The following is a 19,235-nucleotide window of genomic DNA, read 5'->3' on the forward strand; positions in this document are numbered from 1 at the left end:
TCTGATTGACACGCCTGACACCACCAACAAATAGTGATTTTACTGACTAGCGCGGGAGCACTGAATGGACATCGCCGAACTGCTCGCTTTTAGCGTCAAAAATAACGCTTCAGATTTACATCTTTCTGCTGGTTTACCGCCGATGATTCGCGTTGACGGCGACATGCGCCGCATTAACGTCCCGCCTTTGGAACATCGCGCCGTGCATTCATTAGTGTATGACATTATGAATGACAAACAGCGCAAAGATTATGAAGAATTTTTAGAAACAGACTTTTCATTTGAAATTCCGGGCGTAGCGCGGTTTCGTGTCAATGCGTTCAATCAAAAACGCGGTGCGGGTGCCGTGTTTCGTTCTATTCCGTCTAAAGTATTGTCACTAGAAGATTTGAAAGCTCCTGCTATTTTCAAAGACATCGTTAGCGTTCCGCGTGGTTTAGTGTTGGTCACTGGTCCAACGGGTTCGGGTAAATCAACCACCTTGGCAGCAATGGTTGACCATCTCAACGAGAATGATTATGCCCATATTCTCACCATTGAAGACCCGATTGAATTTGTGCATATCAGTAAAAAATGTTTAGTCAATCAGCGTGAAGTTCACCGTGATACGCACGGATTTAGTGAAGCCCTGCGTTCTGCGTTACGTCAAGACCCCGATATTATTCTCGTTGGCGAAATGCGCGATTTAGAAACTATTCGGTTGGCAATGACTGCTGCGGAAACGGGACACCTCGTTTTTGGCACCTTGCATACAACTTCGGCAGCAAAAACGATTGACCGTATTATTGACGTATTTCCGGCGGCAGAAAAAGACATGGTACGCGCCATGTTGTCAGAATCATTGCGCTCAGTGATTGCACAGACGCTCTTAAAAAAGGTGGGCGGTGGACGCATTGCAGCGCACGAAATTATGATTGGTACGCCGGCGATTCGGAATTTAATCCGCGAAGCCAAGGTCGCGCAGATGTATTCTGCAATCCAAACAGGTCAGGCGCATGGAATGCAAACCTTGGATCAAAATCTTAAAGAACTGGTACAAAAAGGATTGATTAGTCGCAAAGATGCGCGTAGCAAAGCGCAGAATAAAGATGATTTCATGTAATGGACTTAAAACGCGCCTTAGAACAGTTGCTCACTGCACTCGATGATAAAAAAGGTTCAGACCTATTTATTACCGTAGGCTGGCCGCCGAGTATAAAAATTAATGGCGCTATTTATCCGGCAGCTAAACAACCACTCACCGCCGAACAGGTACGGGGAATGGTTTATGAAATCATGAATGAACGGCAACGGGCTGAATTTGAAGACACCAAAGAATGCCAATTTGCTGTTGATCGTTCACCCCTTGGTCGGTTTCGCGTCAGCGCCTTTGTGCAACGCGATTCAGCAGGAATGATTTTGCGCCGCATTGAATCGCGGATTCCAACGTTGGAAGAATTGAAATTGCCTTCTGTGTTGCGCGATCTTGGTATGAGTAAACGTGGTTTAGTGATCTTTGTTGGCGCAACAGGTACTGGTAAATCAACGTCGTTAGCTGCTCTCATTGGTCATCGCAATCGTAAAAGCAATGGTCATATTATTACGATTGAAGACCCGATTGAATTTGTGCATGAGCACGACGGTTGTATTATTACGCAACGTGAAGTTGGCGTGGATACTGAATCCTTTGAGGTGGCATTGCGTAATACATTACGTCAAGCACCAGATGTTATTCTTATTGGTGAAGTACGCACTCGTGCTACAATGGAATACGCGATTAACTTTGCTGAAACTGGTCACTTAGTATTGGCGACACTACACGCAAATAATGCAAATCAAGCTCTGGATCGAGTGATTAACTTTTTTCCAGAAGAATCACGCAATCAAGTGTTGCTTGATTTATCACTTAATCTAAAAGCAATCGTTGCACAACAGTTAATTCCGCGCAAAAATGGTCAAGAACGTCGCGCCGTAATTGAAGTTTTAATCAATACGCCACTGGCTGCTGATCTCATTCGTAAGGGCGAAATTACTAAATTAAAAGAACTGATGAAAAACTCCGGTGAACAAGGAATGATTACCTTTGATCAGGCGCTGTTTAATCTCTATGCAGAAGGTGAAATTAGCCATGATGACGCAATTCGTTTTGCGGATTCTGCCAATGAAGTTCGTCTTGCGATAAAACTTCAAGGTGGTGAGGCGCAACGGATCGCCACCGGACGCGCTATCGACGCGATCACCTTGGTTCCAGAAGAAGATCGTAAAAAATCAGAACGTTAGAACAAATACATTCGTTGTGCGTGTCGGTGCTTATAAAAAGTAGCTTGACAGCATGTGAATACGTTGCTTTAATACGCGCCTCACTTCAGCAACGCTTTTGTTGAATACGCCCAGGTAGCTCAGTTGGTAGAGCAGAGGACTGAAAATCCTCGTGTCGGTGGTTCGATTCCGCCCCTGGGCACCAAACATCATCCTCGCTTTTCATCACGGAAAGCGGGGATTTTTTATGCCTGATTTTTTAGTACCTAGTTGATTCATGAGGAAATGAAAAATAATGACACATACACGTAACGCCCGGCCACCGTTAATTGCACATATTATTCACCGTTTAGCAATTGGCGGTTTAGAAAATGGTTTGGTTAATCTGATTAATCACATGCCTGCTACACGCTATCGTCACGCAATTATTTGTATGACGGAATACACTAATTTTAGTCAACGATTACAACGTTCAGACGTCACGCTTCACGCGCTACAAAAACGCGAAGGTAATGATATTGCTATTCATGGACGCTTGTGGCGATTGTTGCGACAATTACAACCAGCAATTGTTCATACGCGCAATTTAGCCACCTTAGAAATGCAAACGACAGCCGCTTTAGCTGGAGTACAGCAACGCGTTCATGGTGAGCATGGTTGGGATATTGGCGACCTCGATGGCTCTGGATTAAAACCACAACGCTTACGACGATTATTTCGTCCTTTTATTAAGCAATATGTGGTGCTTTCTCAACACCAAAGTCATTATTTAGCGGAGCAAATTGGAGTACCTAAGGCGCGGATTAATCAGATTTGCAACGGCGTTAATACCCAGCGGTTTTATCCCGCATTAAATAACAATCAGCGTGCATTGCCAGAAGGATTTGCACCACCGGGAACGCTCGTGTTTGGTAGTGTGATGCGAATGCAGCCGGTTAAGGCTCCAATGATATTGGTTGAAGCCTTTTTACAGTTATTAGCGCAAGAACCACGCGCACGAGAACGTATTCGTTTAGTGATGATTGGAGATGGTTCGTTGTTGCCAGAATTGCGCGAGCGCCTAATAGCAGCGAATGCGATGGATATTGCGTGGCTGCCGGGCGCTCGTGATGATATTCCAGAACTATTACGCAGTTTTGATCTCTTTGTATTACCATCTCTCGCCGAAGGAATTTGCAATACTATTTTAGAAGCAATGGCAACTGGACTGCCTGTTATTGCGACGCGAGTTGGTGGTAATCCAGAATTAGTTGTCGACCAACAAACTGGATATTTAATTACGGCAGCACAGGTTGATGAATTAACAATGGCACTCACAACCTACTTGAATAACCCTTTACAAATACAGCAACAGGGCGCAGCAGCGCGTATTCGCACTGAACAAACATTCAGTCTTGTTGCAATGGTAAACCACTATCTCGCGCTCTATGATCGGTTATTGCAGTGAATTTTTTACTGATGATTATCGTGTTTCAGAATCACCTGTTTTTGCTTGAATATCCCTAAGCCGTCGTGTCAGCATCTCTGATGTTTTACTGCGACTAATACCCTGCTGGAGAATTTTAATTGCTTTTTCTTTGTTGCCTTTTTCGAGGTAGTAATCGCTGAGACGTGCATAAGCGGGACTATAATTCGGGCGCAAAGTAATAGCTTTTTCAAGCCAAGGAACAGCGTCATTTGCCTGATCCATCTTGAAAAGAATTCGCGCTTTCGCAACATAAATTTCGGGAAGAAATATAAATTTAGGATCGTTGTTATTGTGTAACACATAGTCAATATTACTAATTGCGGTTCCAAGCCAAAACCGACCATCTGGGGGATGACGTTGAGAAATATCGTTTTCAGTATTTAATGCCCAACAATAGTGGTGTAAGTGATTATAAGTTGGCCCATACCGTTCTATGTATACGCTCATTGGTGTTGGGTCTTGACTAATAGCACGAACTTGTTGAGTACCACGACAATAGCTCGGCAATCCAAGTAGTTGGGATGCGCTTGTTACATTACCATCACCACTTGCATGGCTAACACCTAAATTTAGCCACAACAACATTGCAACAATCAGTCTCATGTTCATGTTTGGTCTCCTCTTACAATAAAATTAACTGTTATTGTTGACACCACAGTTCTCCATTCTTCACTTGAAAAAGTGTGATTGGCTTGTGGAACTAACTGTTGTGAAACACGCCGATTCTGAAGCACAGTGCGCCAGTGGCGATCACGCTCAGTTAATGAAATAAATTCTTGTGCGGTTAAATCGTTGCCACTTAAAATAAATAGTACCTGCCCCTTAAAGCATTGCAACCCTTCGCGCATCTTAATCACAAAACTGTGTGACTGTTTGGCAGTTTGTGGTGCAGATTTTATCCTGTCATCAGTAGATTGCAGCACGGTCGAACGTAACGAATACAATACATCTCGCCATGACGTTAGAAACGCAAAGCGTCCAGAAACTAATTTCCGCCAAAACGCCGGTTGTGTTAATCGCTGCACATAATAATGCGTCAAGCGAACGCGAGCTGCTGTTGCTTCTGTATGCACCCAAGGATTTAATAATACCAAACCACTCACTCGCGCATCTTGCGGCGCATACATTAACGCAGCAGCGGCGGCATCACATAAGCCCCAAATAATGACAGATTCCACACTCGGTACCTGCTGCAATAGCGTATCAATTGCTGCTTTAATATCCGCATCAATTGCCATAAAGGTGCGTAATTCTCCTTCACTATCACCCATGCCGCGATAATCAAAGCGTAAACTACTGATCCCTTTTTGTGCGAGATCACGCGCTAATAAAGTGAATTGACGATGACTGCCAGCGCGGTATTGTGGTCCGCCAACAACAATCACAACTCCAGTACGCACTGCGTGTTGATTCGGCTGCGCAATAATACCAATCAGTCGCTCATCTGCACATTGAAAAACCAGCGGTTGTTCTGTGAAGTTCATCGTTGTATGTGCTCAATCAATTCCAAAGTTACCTCGAATAGCGCCGGACAATCAGTGATTTCTTGTGTCACCCAAAAAGGATCACCCATTACCTGTTGATTGTGCATCACAACGCCTCGCGGCTGCCAAGTCTGTATGAGCTTTTGTAGTGCTGGCGGTGGCGCATGTGGTAATTCAGAAACCACTTCTATCCATCCCACCGGGCACGGTGGTATCATGCGTTCTAAATGCAATTCGCCAATTGCAGTAGCCAATTCTGCGGTTAAGCAATAACCACCAATTTCAATTGATAACCCCTGCTGAAACTGCTCGCGCAATTGACGTGTGCCAGTACGCGCTTGACCTTCATTCAATAGATCGCTGGCAAGTTTAAGCCGTAGAAATTGATTGAGGAATAGGTCGCCATTGATAATGGGTTGCCATAATAAAAGTCCATTGAGTATTGGCGTATGTTGCGCAACATTAACCGCTAACGTCGCTCCTAAACGCAAGCCCGATATAAACAAGGGTAATTCTTGATCTTGCTCTTTTAACCATTGTATCGCGCAAGCTGCATCCGCTAACCACTGCTCCCAACGCGCTGCACTAAAATCCCCCCAACTATCACCACAACCCGTTAAATCTAATTGTAAAACAGCATAACCGGCAGCAGCAAAACGGCGGGCTTGTAATGCTGCCATGCGCCGCGATTTGTGCATTTCTTCAGCAAACGGCGGTAGATATAATATCTGCCCGCGCCGCGCTCCGTGAGTTGGCGTGGTATACAACGCAAATAGTTTTCCCGCCGGAGATGATAAAAAGAAAGGAGTGAGAGTGATTGCCGCAGTGGTCATGCTGATTCATCAAGTTTGTGCGTTACAAATGCAGTTAAACTGCCTAGCGTTGCAAAATGATCGGCTTCTATTTCATCATCTTCAATACTAAATCCAAAGTATTCTTCTAATGCTGCAATGATGTTTACTACGGCCATAGAATCAAATTCTGGAATAGCGCCGAGCAGTTGTGATGCAGCATTCAAATTGGCGCCACGTTCACCTAATTGTAGGCTGTGGACTACAAGCGTTTTGACTTGATCTAAGGTGTTCATTGGCAAAAACCTGTGTTGTAACGTGCAAATGAATTAACTGTGAATGCCATTATTCAGCGGTAAGCGCACCGTTGCAATCGTGCCGCCGCCGCGCCGTAATCCTAAACGCAATTTCATTTGATTTGCCAGCGCCAGTTGATGGGCAACGGCTAATCCTAACCCACTGCCGCCCGTTTGACGATTGCGTGAGGCTTCGAGTCGATAATACGGTTGCAACACGGCTTCGCGGTGGGATTCGGGAATGCCCGCGCCGCGATCCAGTACAAAAATGAGTGGCTGCTGTGCTTTGCAATCTACATAGATTTCAACCGGATTGGCGCTATAACGCAGCGCATTTTCTAATAAATTTCCCAAAATACGGCGCAGTGCTAAGGCGTTGAGTCGATAGAAACATAGCGGCCCGCGTTGCCATATAATGCGGTCGCGTCCAGCCACTAAATCATCAATCAAGTTATTGAGATCAATCAGTTCGGTTTCACCTGCGCCGAGATGTTTTCCAAATTCTACCGCTTGTGTGATTAATCCATTCATCTCTTCAATATCGCGTTCCATGCGAGAAATTAACGTCGGGGCAATTGATGCCGGCAGCATTTCAATAGCGAGGCGCAAGCGCGTTAATGGTGTGCGCAAGTCGTGAGAAATTCCAGTTAATAATAACGTGCGATTCGCCAGCAATTCTCGAATTTGGCGGCTGGCGTGATTGAATTGTCGCGCAAGATTGGCTAATTCTGTTGGGCCGGTTTCTGGCAATTCATGCGGTGAAAACCCGTGTGCGACCTGTTCGGCAGCGCGGGATAATTGTTGCAGGGGGCGGGTGATGCGTCCGGCGAGAATGACGGTGGTGGCAAAAATAAGTAGGGCGGCGACGCCGATGATGATGGATAACCCTTCAATTGGGCGGGTGCCGAGGCGGCTGCGCGGAAAACCCGCCCACAAGTTGTGCTCGGCGCTGGGCAAGGCGACCCAAAACCAGCGTTCGTCGTCGCTCAGGCTGCTGATGATGTCAACGGGAGCGCCGAGGCGCGTGGTCAGCGCCTGTTTGAAATGATGCAAATACGGGAAAAAAAACTGGGTGTCGTCGCCGCTGGGGGGCGATTCGAGCAGGCGAATTTGATATTCACGGTCGAGGCGCTCGCAGTATTCCCGCCGTTGCGTGGGCGGAATCTGCGGCAGGGTTCGCGCTGCTAAAACCATGATGCTGGCTAAATCCGCTGCCGAGCGTTGCGCGATGGGGTGGAGCGCATAAGCGGCGATGGCACCAAAAGTCACCACCGCAAATAGTCCGAACGTGCAGATCAGGGTGAGCAGCGCCCGCCCAAATAATGTGCGCGGAAGCAGGCGCGGCCACTGGCTCATGTGTCGCCCTGCGGCGTGAACAAATATCCTTTGCCCCAAATCGTGCGGATATAACGCGGATGTTTGCTATCGGGTTCGATCTTGGCGCGGAGCCGTGCGATTTGCACATCAATGCTGCGATCAAAGGGCGAGCGTTCGTAGCCTTTGAGCAGATCAAGCAGGCGATCTCGACTCAGCACCCGCTCGGCGTGTTCGCTCAACACTTGCAGCAAATCAAACTCGCCACACGTCAAATTGACCAACTCCGCACCGAGCCGCAGCTCCCGCAGCACCGGATCAAGGCGATAGCCACCAAACCGCATCACTTCAGCGCGTTCTGGTTCCACTTCACGCGGGCTGGCGCTGTGGCGACGCAGCACGGCACGAATTCGCGCCAGCAATTCGCGGGGATTAAACGGTTTTGCCAAATAATCATCCGCGCCCACTTCCAGCCCCACAATCCGATCCAGCGCCTCGCCGCGTGCTGACAACATGATGATGGGCAAATCGGTGTGGGTGCGCATCTGCCGCGCCAGCGCCAGCCCATCTTCTCCGGGCAACATCAAATCCAAAATCATCAAATCAGTGGAATGCGCCGCCAGCCACGCCGTCATTGCTTGACCATCCGCCACTGCTGCCACCGCAAAACCTTCGCGGGTTAAATAATCACTCAATAACCCCTGTAATCCGGTGTCATCGTCAACGATGAGAATGTGTGTGGTGTGACCAGACATGTGAATGACTATGCAATGAGAAGCGGCGCGAAAGAATGAAACATCTTGATACAATATTAGCAGATAGCGAAATACTCTGGTAACGCCCCGCCTTATACACTGAAACCCATGTTGCTTGGTGGCACCTTGCAAACCGCTTTTATTAAGAGAAAGAGATATGAGCTTTGACGCCCTAACCATCACCGGCATTGCTGTTGCCATCGCGTGCGCCGGCTTTTTTATCGCGCTAGTCAATCGCAACGGTCGCGCTCGGTCGCCCCGACGCTAATCAATTCTCAGCAGCCCGGTGCTGCTGACCATCCGCTTTTTTCGGCAGCAAGCCAGTTCGATCGCTGCGGCAATGACACACCTGCCGCCGCGATCTTTTTTATGCGCCGCAATTCCTCGGTTTGACACACCGCGCTGCGATTTCTAGGATCGCCGACACTGTTTTCTGTTTATTGAGCATTGTCGATGCCAAAACTGTCACCACTTCACTGGGCGCTATTCATTGCCGGGCTGTTTGTATATGGCTTTATCGTCTTCGCACTGACCCGCGATTATTACCTCTATCACGCCAACCTCCCCATGACCGCTGCCACTTCCGCGCCCGGCAGCGCCGTGACCACCAGCCCCGCCGCACTTCAGCAACAAGCCGATCAATTGTTCAGCCAACAGCGGTATGCCGACGCCGTGCCGCTGTATCGGCAACTGCTCGCCCGCAATCCCGATGATGCTGGCGCATACAACGATTTAGGGCTGGCGCTGTTGTATTTGAACGACAAGCCCGGCGCACTCTCCAGCTTGCAAACCGCAGTCGCCAAGCGCCCGCAGTTGCAGCGCCCGTGGCTGACGCTCGGTTTTATTCAGTTGCAACTGGGAAATAAGGCAGACGCCAAGATCGCGCTGGAACGGGCGCGGGAGCTGAATCCTGAGACCGATGTTGGCAAGGAAGCGACGCGCCTGTTGGAACTCAGCGCCGCGCCAAAATGAACTGGTGATTTAGCGCAGCGCCAGCGCCACCGTGTAATGCGTGCCCTGCTTGAGCTTGTCGTAATTTCCAAACACCTCGGTCAGGTTGCGCTTCATGTACTGGCGCAACCCATTGATCGTCACCAGATACAGCCGCCCGCCGGGGCGCAGACGGGCATGAGCATCGTGCAGCAACAGCGCCAGCAACTCTTTACCCACCTTCGCCGGCACATTGCTGGCAATCACATCAAACTGCCGTCCGGGTTCCACCTGATCGAAACCGTTGCTCAACTGCGCGGTCGCGTTATGAATACCGTTGCGCAGCAGATTGCGACTGGCGTAATCAACAGCGACAAAATCTTTATCAATCAATAACGTGCGCCCTTGCGGTGCCCACGTTGCCAGCGCCAGCCCGATCACTCCATAACCGCAGCCGAGATCAAGACAATCCGCCGTCGGTTCTGGCTGCTGCACATACTCCAGCAGCAGCCGCGTCCCGTCATCAATCTCACGCGGCGAAAACAAGCCCCAAGTGCTCATCACCGTCAGCGAGCGCCCGCCGAGTTCAGCATTAAATTCAATATCGCGCCGTAATTCAGCGAGTTGGGCAGCGGTGAGCATGAGATGCACTTCCAAAGGCAGAAAAAAGCCCCCCTTTGAAAAAGGGGGGTTGGGGGATTTGAGATCGGTTTGATTACAGCAACAACCGCCGAATATCGCCCAGCAACTGCGCCAACAGCGTGGTAAATCGCACCCCGTCTGCGCCGTCCACCACGCGATGGTCATACGACAATGACAGCGGCAGCAGCAAACGCGGCACAAAGTCGCTGCCGTTCCAAACTGGTTTCATCGCCGCCCGCGACACGCCAAGAATTGCCACTTCTGGCGCATTGACAATCGGCGTGAACGCAGTGCCGCCAATCCCGCCGAGGCTCGAAATCGAAAAACAGCCGCCCTGCAAATCCGCAGGTAACAACTTGCCATCGCGGGCACGGGCGCTGAGTTCCGCCAGCTCAGTCGCCAGCGTCGTCAGGCTTTTCTGCGTCACATCGCGCACCACCGGCACCAGCAACCCGTTGGGCGTATCCACCGCGACGCCGATGTGCGTAAAGTGCTTATAAATCAAGCTCTCGCCATCGCTACTCAGCGAGGCTTGCAGAATTGGCATCTGTTTGAGCGCCACCGCGACCGCTTTGAGCAGAAACGGCAGCAAGGTCAATTTAACGCCATCTTTTTGATTCGCTTGCGCTTTGCGGAACGCCTCCAGCTCGGTGATGTCCGCCTCATCAAACTGCGTGACGTGCGGCACCGTCAACCAACTGCGGTGCAGATGTCGCCCGCTGAGTTTTTTGATCCGCGCCAGCGGCACGACCTCAATCGCCCCAAAACGGCTGTAATCCACTTCCGGCGCAGACGGCAGCGCAAACGGTGACGCAGCAGCGACGGCGGGAGTGCTGGCGCTGCCCTGGGTTAAGGCTTGTTTTACAAAGGCTTGCACATCGACCTTGGTCGCCCGCCCTTTCGGACCGCTGCCCTTCACTCGCGCCAAATCCACGCCCAACTCCCGCGCCAACCGCCGCACGGTCGGGCTGGCGTGCGGTTTACGCCCCACCGCAATCGCGGTCATATCGTCCGGGCGCGGCAACACTGGCGCTGGTCGCCGCTCGGCTTCACCGTGCGCCCGTGTCGCAGCTTCCGCTGGCGCTGGCGCAGCGGCTGCGACTGGCTCCACCGGCGCTGGCTCCGCCAACAAGGTCAAAATCAAATCGCCGGGATTGAGCACATCGCCGATGTTGACCAGCACCTGCGCCACGACGCCGGACTGCGGGGCAGGAATTTCCATCGTTGCCTTATCGCTTTCCAGCGTCAGCAGCGATTGATCGACGGCGATGCGGTCGCCGGGCGCGATCAGAATTTCCACCACCGGCACGTCGGTGAAATCGCCGAGATCGGGCAACACCACCGCAACCGTGTCGGCGCGAGCTGCCGCCGCTGGGCTGGTTGCAAGCACCGGCGCTGGTACCAGCGCGGCAGGTGGCGGTGCGACTGGCGGCGCAATGGCTGGCGCAGTCACGGCAGCCGCCGTCGCGTTCTCCACCACCACCGTCATCAGCCGCGCACCTTGGCTGATGCGGTCGCCCACTTTGACGATGATGTCCTGCACCGTGCCCGCTGCTGGCGCGGGAATTTCGATGGTTGCTTTATCGCTTTCCAAGGTCAGCACCGATTGCTCGGCCTGAATCTGGGTGCCGGGGCTAACCAAAATCTCAATCACCTCAACATCAACAAAGTCGCCGATGTCTGGGAGCAAAATGTCTTCAATCGTTGCCACGCAAATTCTCCTTTTAAACAGCGATCTGGCACGAAAATCTTATAAAATTAACACTATTTTCCCGCATTTCAGGATGTGTTTTTACGCAAAACTGCTGAATACGCTTGGGGCAGTCTAACGTTCTTAGCCCGAGATTCAATCTGAGATATTCCATGAAAGAATGATGGTTCGATGATGTTGTTTTTATCATCTTCATCTTCACAGATGAAAACCAAAATCAAGTATAAATTTTTAATATACCCACACCAAACACAAACAACCTAACAATTCGAGTTACGAAAAACTAAGTATTTACTCATAAAGTAAGATGCAACTGTAAATACTGGTATTCCAAGCGCCTGAGCGAGATAACTATTAATTCCTAAATACTCTATAGATGTTAATACTGTGACTAGATTCATCCCGTAGGCTATAATGCTTGTTATGCTAAACTTAATTAAAGCTGTAGCAAAATTACCTTTATAAGCAAACGTCCACTTACTGTTCAGTGAAAAACTGATAAATAACCCAACAGTGTAGCCTATTAAATTAGCTGCCAAATCCCCCATCAAAAAAAACCATTTTGCTGTGTAGATCAAGGATAAGCCAATCAACGAGTTGACAACGCCAACACTTATAAATTTGAAAAACTGATGGAGTTTAGTATAAGTCATTTTTGCGACATTATGTAATACTGTGCCCCAAGTGGTAGCCTAGAAAACAATGCTTCTAAGGGACGAACTGCTCTCAGTACATGAGGAAAGAATACGCGATACCGAATCTTTGCATGTGAAAATCCGGCTGAACACAAATGCTGTGCCATTTTTCCTGCGGTTATTAACTGGGCGTTTTCGTCGAGAGGACAGTTCCTAACGACACGCACAGTCAGCGGATTATAAGGATTGTGTTCAAATATAAATAGGCTCCCTTTTGGTCTTAATACGCGCCGCAGTTCTTTCAGTAGAGGCACATGTTGATTGGGTTCGATGTGATGAAAGACGCACATTGCGTAGGCAATATCGAAGTGCCCAGTTGGAAAAGGAATATCTATTCCGTCGAAGTGAACATAATCCGCTAAAGATTTAAATTGATCTTTTGCGAGGTCTAAACTGCGTTTCGAGACATCCAAGCAGGTGATTTGAGCTGAGTTGAAATGCGCAAGGGTAAATGGGATTAATTTTCCCGTGCCAGAACCAAAGTCAAGAATGTTTACTGGAGCTGTAATTGCGTCAATAGTTTTTTGATATTCGCGTGCAACGTCCTTAATTTTATATTCATGGAAATAGTCGTGTGTTTCACCGGATGTTGAAATTGCCTCGGACATCATTGCATCGTATTCATCAGCAAAAGCATCAAACTCTGCTTTGCTTGTCGATTGATGTTGGCGTGGTTCCATTGTGTTCTCCGCAATACTGGCTTTTAGTAAAGATAGCACGTTCCGCATTCATAAGTTGGGAAATACCAACAAACAGGCTTCGGGGTTGTGGTTTTTCTGAAAGGACGATAGAACGAAATCGTAAACGTTTGGTATAAAGGGAAGACAGTTGATTAGCACTCGTGATAATCCGAGGCGGACGTGGTGAAAGTCTTTTGAAAATAGAAACAATCTCAGCAATTGTTGTCGGTTGTTCTGAAGCGATGATTTTGGTAAGCATACGAAACCTTCGCTGGGGCATACGCACGGTATCGACAATAGCCGCTGCTGCATCGTCGGCAGCAATGTAATCACGAATTGTATCGAAAGGAACGTAAATTTGTATCGGTTTGGCTCTTAAAATGCTGCGCGCTATGTGGGTCAAAAGCCCTTGCGACTTTCCCGAAGCCTGACCGCAGCCATATAATGTAGAAAGACGGGCGAGCAAAACTGACATCTGCTCATTTTCTGCCGCAAAACAACTTAATAATTCCTCTTGCTTGAGTTTTGCATGTGCGTAGGGAGTTGTGGGAGCAGGTGGGGTATTCTCTGTGATGAGGTCGTCTAAAGCTCCAGCATAAATTGCACCTGCTGAACTCGAAAAAATCACTGCACCAGGCATATCCATGAGCTGCACATTTAACTGCAAATGCTGTAGCAGCACAGATAAAGCAAGAGTTTCGGGAGCAAGTGCCTCCTCGGAACAACTCATCGTGCCTACTCCAGCCGCCCAATAAATCTCCCATTGACCTGTTTTGGCTGCTTGCAATGAAAACGCGCGCACACTCTCTTCGATCTGAGAGGGTAGTCGCTGCATGTCATCCCAACAAAATTTTTCAGCAGAAAAAAAGAGATTGTTGTCGTCGCGGGATAGCCTGCGACAAATAGCCGAACCAAGAAGACCTCTACTCCCAAGAACCCAAGTAAGAATCATAGATCGACCGCCGGTTTTATTGGCTTAGAGCTAACAACATACAGAGGTTTTCCCATTACAATACCCATTGTGACCGCAAGATATTCAGCAATGATACCTAATGCGGTCAGAATGATTCCAGAAAAAAAAGCGACGACGATAAAAAGAGAAGCCCAACCTTGGATCGGTACTTGATCGGTATATTTTTCATAAATTGCATACATCGTGAGAACGACAGATAGCAACATAGAAATAAAACCAACGATTGTGATCAGCCTCAACGGACGGGTTCCGGACGTAAGAATAAGATTCCAAAAGTGTCCAAATAACCTGAAATAAGAATACCCTGATGGTCGTCCTAGTTCATTTCTCAAAAACACTGAACAATGACCAATGCGCCCGGTAATCCAAAAAAGACCTACATCTAAGTAAACGCCGTTACCGCAGTAAGCTGCAAGAGTTCTAGCGATTTCACCGTCAATCAATCTGAAGCTATTGAAATGCCCGATCGCGTTATTACCAAGAAGTCGTGAACTGATTTCTTTTGCCGTTTGGCTCAACGCATTGCGTAGCCAACCATGAGGCGGCGGATTGATTGGCTTTGCATAAACTAATTGCAATGAATAGCGCATTGCGTGATCCAGCATTTTCCCTATATCTGCAGGATTTTGTTGACCATCCTCATCCATAGTAATGATCCAATCACCAGTGGCGCTTGCCATTCCTGCCATAGTTGCAGCGTGCTGTCCATAGTTACGAGAAAGCCATATCGGTTTTACAAAAGAATACGTTGCGCTTAATTCTTCAATCGTTTTATCAGAACGGTCAGCGCCACAATCATGTACGAGTAAAACTTCGTAAACAACAAAAGCATTGCCAGCCGCTGTTGTTTGTCTCTTAGTTAATGGCTCAATTTCTTTGATTAACGTTGGGAGGGTATGTTCTCCAGAATAAACGGGAATAACAACTGAAACTAACTGCGGTGTTTTTTTGTTCATATTTTTTAACCTAAAAAAGAGATAATTTATTTGATAGTCAGCTAGAATGATTGTATTAAAGTTAGTTAAACCTGTAGTGTTTGATTGCCATTTTTCCGTAGTTTCGAGTAATGATGAATGCACTTGAGTTTATGAGCAGTATTGCAGTTTAGCATTTAAGCAATCAAATTGATCAGATATGCAAGAAGATACATTTCAGCACACAACCACTCTGCGACATGATAAGTGAAGCAGATGGTGTGTGCATGATTTTAAAACCGATGATGATGCGCCTTTACACCGTGACCGGATTGGGTTTTTCGGGGTCGATGCGGTATTTAGCGATGGCTTCTGCCACCCGCGCCGCGGGGATTTCGCCCTCATCTGCCAGCGTTTTGAGCGCCGCCACTACGATGTAATAGCGATTGACCTCAAAGAATTTGCGCAACTGGCTGCGCATGTCGCTGCGTCCAAAGCCGTCAGTGCCTAATACTGAATACCGGCGCGGCACATACGGGCGGATTTGTTCGGCATAGATGCGCATGTAATCGGTGGCGGCGATGATCGGGCCGCGAGTGCCAGCCAATTGCGCCTCGACATAAGTGGTGCGCTGTTCCTGATCGGGATGCAGCATGTTCCAGCGTTCCACGTCGATGCCGTCGCGCCGCAGCTCATTGAAACTGGTGACGCTCCACACCGCCGAGCCGACATCAAAATCCTGCGCCAGCAATTCCGCTGCGGCGAGCACCTCGCGCAGAATCGTGCCGGAGCCGAGCAATTGCACACGATGGCTGCGCTCTTCACCGCGCTGGATGCGATACATGCCGCGCAAAATGCCAGCTTGACTGCCATCCGGCAGCGCGGGCTGAACGTAGTTTTCGTTCATCGCCGTGAGGTAATAAAAGACGTTCTCCTGCTCCTGATACATCCGCCGCAGCCCGTCGTGAATAATCACCGCTAATTCATAGGCATACGCAGGATCGTAGACGATGCAGTTGGGAATGGTGGACGCCAGCAGCGGGCTGTGGCCGTCTTGATGTTGCAGCCCTTCACCCGCCAGCGTGGTGCGACCGGCAGTGCCGCCAATCAGGAAACCACGCGCTCGCATGTCGCCGGCTGCCCACGCCAGATCGCCAATGCGCTGGAAGCCAAACATCGAATAGTAGATATAAAACGGGATCATGCTTTGGCCGTGATTGGCATACGCAGTCGCCGCCGCAATCCACGATGACATCGCGCCAGCTTCGTTAATCCCTTCCTCTAAAATCTGCCCTTTTTTGTCCTCGCGGTAATACATCACCTGATCGGAATCGACCGGCTCATATAACTGACCTTGCGAGGCGTAAATCCCAAGCTGGCGGAACATGCCTTCCATGCCGAAGGTGCGTGCTTCATCCGGCACAATTGGCACCACCAATTGTCCGAGGTGTTTATCGCGCAAGATGACCGTTAATAGCCGCACAAATGCCATCGTGGTGGACATTTCTTTATCGCCGCTGCCATCCAGCAGGGCTTGAAATGCCGTCAATTCAGGGATCACCAACGGTGCTGCGTCATCGCGCCGCGCTGGTAAAAAGCCGCCGAGCCGCTCACGCACCTTGTGCAGATATTTCAGTTCTTGACTGTCGGCGGGCGGTTTATAAAACGGCGCTGCGCCAATTAAATCGTCAGAAATCGGGATATTGAAACGGTCGCGGAAGGCTTTGAGGTGGGTTTCGCCCATCTTTTTCTGCGAGTGGGTGATATTCATCCCTTCACCAGCGACGCCCATGCCGTAGCCCTTGACCGTTTTGGCGAGAATCACCGTCGGCTTGCCATTCGCAGTCATCGCCTGCGCATAAGCGGCATAAACCTTGAGCGGATCGTGCCCGCCGCGATTGAGCCGCCAGATGTCTTCATCGGTCAGATTGGCGACCATTTCGCGCAATTCGGGATATTTGCCAAAGAAATGCTCGCGGGTGTACGCGCCGCCCCGCGCTTTATAAGTTTGATAATCACCGTCCACGCATTCTTCCATACGCTTGAGCAATAAGCCGTTTTTATCCCGCGCCAGCAGCGGATCCCAATAACTGCCCCAAATCACTTTGATGACGTTCCAACCGGCACCACGAAATACGGCTTCCAATTCTTGAATGATTTTGCCGTTGCCGCGCACCGGGCCATCAAGCCGCTGCAAATTGCAGTTGACGACAAACACGAGGTTATCGAGCCGCTCGCGGGCAGCCAGCGAGATCGCGCCGAGTGATTCTGGCTCGTCCATTTCGCCATCGCCGAGAAATGCCCAGACTTTGCGCTTGGCGGTGTTGACCAGCTCGCGGTCGCTGAGATAGCGCATGAATCGCGCTTGATAAATCGCCATCAGCGGGCCGAGTCCCATCGACACGGTGGGGAATTGCCAGAAATTCGGCATCAGCCACGGATGTGGATAGGACGATAGCCCGTTGCCATCCACTTCTTGGCGGAAGTTGTAAAGCTGATCTTCGCTGATGCGCCCTTCTAAAAAGGCGCGGGCATAAATGCCGGGCGCGGAATGTCCTTGAAAAAAGACGAGATCGCCGCCGTGATCTTTGTTGCGGGCGTGGAGAAAATGGCTGTAGGCGACATCAAATAGCGTGGCGGATGAGGCGAAGCTGGAGATGTGTCCGCCCAATTCGGTGGAGAGCCGATTGGCTTGCACGACCATCGCCATCGCGTTCCAGCGCACGAAAGAACGGATGCGCCGTTCCATCGCCCGATCACCGGGGAAACGCGGCTGCTGCTGCACGGGAATGGTGTTGAGATAGGCGGTGTTGGCGCTATACGGCAGATAAGCGCCGGAGCGGCGGGCTTTATCAATCAGGCGTTCCAGCAGGAAATGGGCGCGTTCGACGCCTTCGTTTTCGAGCACGGCATCGAGCGAGTCGAGCCATTCCTGTGTCTCTTGCGGATCGATGTCCGGCTTATTAGTCATGGTTGGTCTCAAAGCAAGTGCTCACCGGCGACGGTGGGCGGGAAATGGCAAATTATACTCTTAGAGTCAGTCACTCAATCAGGGTCATGCTGCCCGATTGTTGATTCAGGCGGTGGTCGCCAGCGTTGCGGGGTGTCGAATTTTTTAACAGTGGTCAGCGGCGGGCAATCAAAAATAACTGCTTGACTTTGCAGGATAAATACAAAAATCAGTGTTGATTCAGGCGGTGGTCGCCAGGTTGCGGGTGTTGAATTTTTTACAGTGGTCAGCGACGGGCAATCAGAAATAACTGATTGATTTTACAAAATAAATACAAAAATCAGTGTTGTGAAGCGGGAATTTAGCCGCTGCGAACTGTCGATATTTTTGACAATTTCCGCCAGAAAATGCGGTTTTGCTGCCGATTCTTCACTTAAATTATTGTAAAAAAAGGAGTTTTGATGGCTGGCATTTTTATTGAATGCTGGGTGTCCGGTGGTGATTGGTTGTGCCACGCGGTGAGTATCTCACCAAAAAAGGTTTTATATGTCAGAGTTGACGAATAACGAATTATTTTATACGGCAGCTTTGATAGATTTTTAATTGGGTCTTTGCCTCAAATTTGAGGTCGAAGTCTCGTTAGGCGTCACTTTAGCACCGTTACTACCACACAATAAATTCTTTGGAGATCCATATGAAATACCTTAATCAAGCTCTGATTGTCGCTTCATTGACGTTAATTGCTTCCGCCACGTCGTCGGGATCAGTAATTACAAGCCTTCTAAATCCATCTAACGACCATACTTATTACCTTCTAAGTCAAGCTAACTGGGTTAATTCGCAGGCTGAAGCTCTCACTCTGGGGGGGAACCTCGTAACAATCAATGATGCAGATGAAAACGCATGGATCTATTCCTCATTCGCTAATTTTTCTGGAATCCATCGTAATCTCTGGATTGGATTCAACGACGTTGCAAATGAAGGAAATTTTGTTTGGGCTAGTGGTGAACAACCTGGATACACCAACTGGTTCGGTAACGATCCTGACAACTATTTAAATAATCAGGATTTTGCTTTTATTATTAACGATAATTATAAAACGACTGCGCCAACATATCAGGGGCCTTATATTCAACGCTGGGGAGATGTAGATAATATAACATCAGTTGGTTCTTTGCCATTACATGGAGTGGTAGAGGTTACAAATGTACCACTACCTAGTACCATTTTTTTATTTTTATCTGGCCTTAGTGTTTTACTGCTTAGGTGTCAAGACCCGAGAGATTGTAGACCTGTTTTTTGAAGCGTTCGGGTTCTTTCTGCTGCCAGTTTTTCAACGCTTGCACCGGTGACACATGTCCGAGTGCTTTTTGGGGTATCTGATGGTTATACAT

At 49.1% G+C, this 19,235-nt stretch carries 18 protein-coding genes, 1 tRNA gene and 1 pseudogene; 6 read left to right on the top strand and 14 right to left on the bottom strand.

Annotation, left to right across the window (positions count from 1 at the left end):
- Nucleotides 1-64 precede the first annotated feature (64 nt).
- The 4 genes from CKO12_RS11010 (at nucleotide 65) to CKO12_RS11025 (ending at nucleotide 3,685) form a co-directional block, all read left to right on the top strand.
- Nucleotides 65-1,102 (top strand): type IV pilus twitching motility protein PilT, encoded by a 1,038-nt coding sequence (locus tag CKO12_RS11010; protein ID WP_200154794.1) that lies wholly within the window; start codon nucleotides 65-67, stop codon nucleotides 1,100-1,102.
- Nucleotides 1,102-2,259: a PilT/PilU family type 4a pilus ATPase gene (locus CKO12_RS11015; RefSeq protein ID WP_200154795.1), complete on the top strand. Its 1,158-nt coding sequence runs from the start codon at nucleotides 1,102-1,104 to the stop codon at nucleotides 2,257-2,259. Before CKO12_RS11010 ends, CKO12_RS11015 begins: the two co-directional genes overlap by 1 nt.
- Before the next feature lie 108 nt (nucleotides 2,260-2,367).
- Nucleotides 2,368-2,443 (top strand) — tRNA-Phe (locus CKO12_RS11020).
- 90 nt (nucleotides 2,444-2,533) lie between these two features.
- Nucleotides 2,534-3,685, top strand: a complete 1,152-nt coding sequence (locus CKO12_RS11025; protein ID WP_200154796.1) for a TIGR03088 family PEP-CTERM/XrtA system glycosyltransferase — start codon at nucleotides 2,534-2,536, stop codon at nucleotides 3,683-3,685.
- Nucleotides 3,686-3,700: 15 nt separating this feature from the next.
- Here the strand turns inward: CKO12_RS11025 and CKO12_RS11030 are convergent, their stop codons facing one another.
- From CKO12_RS11030 to CKO12_RS11055, 6 genes are read right to left on the bottom strand one after another with little or no spacing between them, the layout of a single operon-like run.
- Nucleotides 3,701-4,315 carry a tetratricopeptide repeat protein gene (locus tag CKO12_RS11030; RefSeq protein WP_200154797.1) on the bottom strand — a complete coding sequence of 205 codons (615 nt, stop codon included), beginning with the start codon at nucleotides 4,313-4,315 and terminating at the stop codon, nucleotides 3,701-3,703.
- Nucleotides 4,312-5,190, bottom strand: a complete 879-nt coding sequence (locus tag CKO12_RS11035) for a hydrolase 1, exosortase A system-associated (protein ID WP_200154798.1) — start codon at nucleotides 5,188-5,190, stop codon at nucleotides 4,312-4,314. Before CKO12_RS11035 ends, CKO12_RS11030 begins: the two co-directional genes overlap by 4 nt.
- Nucleotides 5,187-6,023, bottom strand: coding sequence for a hydrolase 2, exosortase A system-associated (locus CKO12_RS11040; protein ID WP_200154799.1), 837 nt, complete (start codon nucleotides 6,021-6,023; stop codon nucleotides 5,187-5,189). Before CKO12_RS11040 ends, CKO12_RS11035 begins: the two co-directional genes overlap by 4 nt.
- Complete coding sequence (locus tag CKO12_RS11045) at nucleotides 6,020-6,277, bottom strand: acyl carrier protein (protein WP_200154800.1); 258 nt, start codon at nucleotides 6,275-6,277, stop codon at nucleotides 6,020-6,022. Before CKO12_RS11045 ends, CKO12_RS11040 begins: the two co-directional genes overlap by 4 nt.
- Nucleotides 6,278-6,310: 33 nt before the next feature.
- Nucleotides 6,311-7,633 carry an ATP-binding protein gene (locus CKO12_RS11050; RefSeq protein WP_200154801.1) on the bottom strand — a complete coding sequence of 441 codons (1,323 nt, stop codon included), beginning with the start codon at nucleotides 7,631-7,633 and terminating at the stop codon, nucleotides 6,311-6,313.
- Nucleotides 7,630-8,346 carry a response regulator gene (locus tag CKO12_RS11055; RefSeq protein ID WP_200154802.1) on the bottom strand — a complete coding sequence of 239 codons (717 nt, stop codon included), beginning with the start codon at nucleotides 8,344-8,346 and terminating at the stop codon, nucleotides 7,630-7,632. The genes CKO12_RS11050 and CKO12_RS11055 overlap by 4 nt, the downstream gene beginning before the upstream one ends.
- Nucleotides 8,347-8,799: 453 nt before the next feature.
- Between CKO12_RS11055 and CKO12_RS11060 the strand changes: the two genes are divergently transcribed.
- The gene (locus CKO12_RS11060) at nucleotides 8,800-9,318 is read left to right on the top strand and encodes a tetratricopeptide repeat protein (protein WP_200154803.1); all 519 of its coding nucleotides are present in this window, start codon (nucleotides 8,800-8,802) and stop codon (nucleotides 9,316-9,318) included.
- A 9-nt stretch (nucleotides 9,319-9,327) separates the two neighbouring features.
- Here the strand turns inward: CKO12_RS11060 and CKO12_RS11065 are convergent, their stop codons facing one another.
- The 7 genes from CKO12_RS11065 to aceE form a co-directional block, all read right to left on the bottom strand.
- Entirely contained in the window at nucleotides 9,328-9,918 is a 591-nt protein-coding gene (locus CKO12_RS11065) for a class I SAM-dependent methyltransferase (RefSeq protein ID WP_200154804.1), read from the bottom strand.
- Nucleotides 9,919-9,991: 73 nt separating this feature from the next.
- Entirely contained in the window at nucleotides 9,992-11,629 is a 1,638-nt protein-coding gene (gene aceF, locus CKO12_RS11070; RefSeq protein ID WP_200154805.1) for a dihydrolipoyllysine-residue acetyltransferase, read from the bottom strand.
- A 260-nt stretch (nucleotides 11,630-11,889) separates the two neighbouring features.
- The gene (locus CKO12_RS11075) at nucleotides 11,890-12,282 is read right to left on the bottom strand and encodes a GtrA family protein (RefSeq protein ID WP_200154806.1); all 393 of its coding nucleotides are present in this window, start codon (nucleotides 12,280-12,282) and stop codon (nucleotides 11,890-11,892) included.
- Nucleotides 12,279-13,004 carry a class I SAM-dependent methyltransferase gene (locus CKO12_RS11080; RefSeq protein WP_200154807.1) on the bottom strand — a complete coding sequence of 242 codons (726 nt, stop codon included), beginning with the start codon at nucleotides 13,002-13,004 and terminating at the stop codon, nucleotides 12,279-12,281. Before CKO12_RS11080 ends, CKO12_RS11075 begins: the two co-directional genes overlap by 4 nt.
- The gene (locus CKO12_RS11085) at nucleotides 12,961-13,956 is read right to left on the bottom strand and encodes an NAD-dependent epimerase/dehydratase family protein (protein WP_200154808.1); all 996 of its coding nucleotides are present in this window, start codon (nucleotides 13,954-13,956) and stop codon (nucleotides 12,961-12,963) included. The genes CKO12_RS11080 and CKO12_RS11085 overlap by 44 nt, the downstream gene beginning before the upstream one ends.
- A complete protein-coding gene (locus CKO12_RS11090) occupies nucleotides 13,953-15,056 on the bottom strand; it encodes a glycosyltransferase (protein WP_207146342.1) in 1,104 nt (367 codons plus the stop codon). The genes CKO12_RS11085 and CKO12_RS11090 overlap by 4 nt, the downstream gene beginning before the upstream one ends.
- A 151-nt stretch (nucleotides 15,057-15,207) precedes the next feature.
- Nucleotides 15,208-17,862 carry a pyruvate dehydrogenase (acetyl-transferring), homodimeric type gene (gene aceE / locus CKO12_RS11095; RefSeq protein ID WP_200154810.1) on the bottom strand — a complete coding sequence of 885 codons (2,655 nt, stop codon included), beginning with the start codon at nucleotides 17,860-17,862 and terminating at the stop codon, nucleotides 15,208-15,210.
- Nucleotides 17,863-18,535: 673 nt separating this feature from the next.
- Here aceE and CKO12_RS11105 point away from each other — a divergent pair.
- Nucleotides 18,536-19,144, top strand: a complete 609-nt coding sequence (locus CKO12_RS11105; RefSeq protein WP_200154812.1) for a lectin-like protein — start codon at nucleotides 18,536-18,538, stop codon at nucleotides 19,142-19,144.
- Here CKO12_RS11105 and CKO12_RS14980 read toward each other — a convergent pair.
- Nucleotides 19,104-19,235, bottom strand: a pseudogene (locus CKO12_RS14980) (IS481 family transposase); the annotation flags it as partial. The gene CKO12_RS11105 and the pseudogene CKO12_RS14980 sit on opposite strands and share 41 nt — an antisense overlap.

The organism is Chromatium okenii, assembly GCF_016583745.1.
Classification (GTDB): Bacteria; Pseudomonadota; Gammaproteobacteria; order Chromatiales; family Chromatiaceae; genus Chromatium; species Chromatium okenii.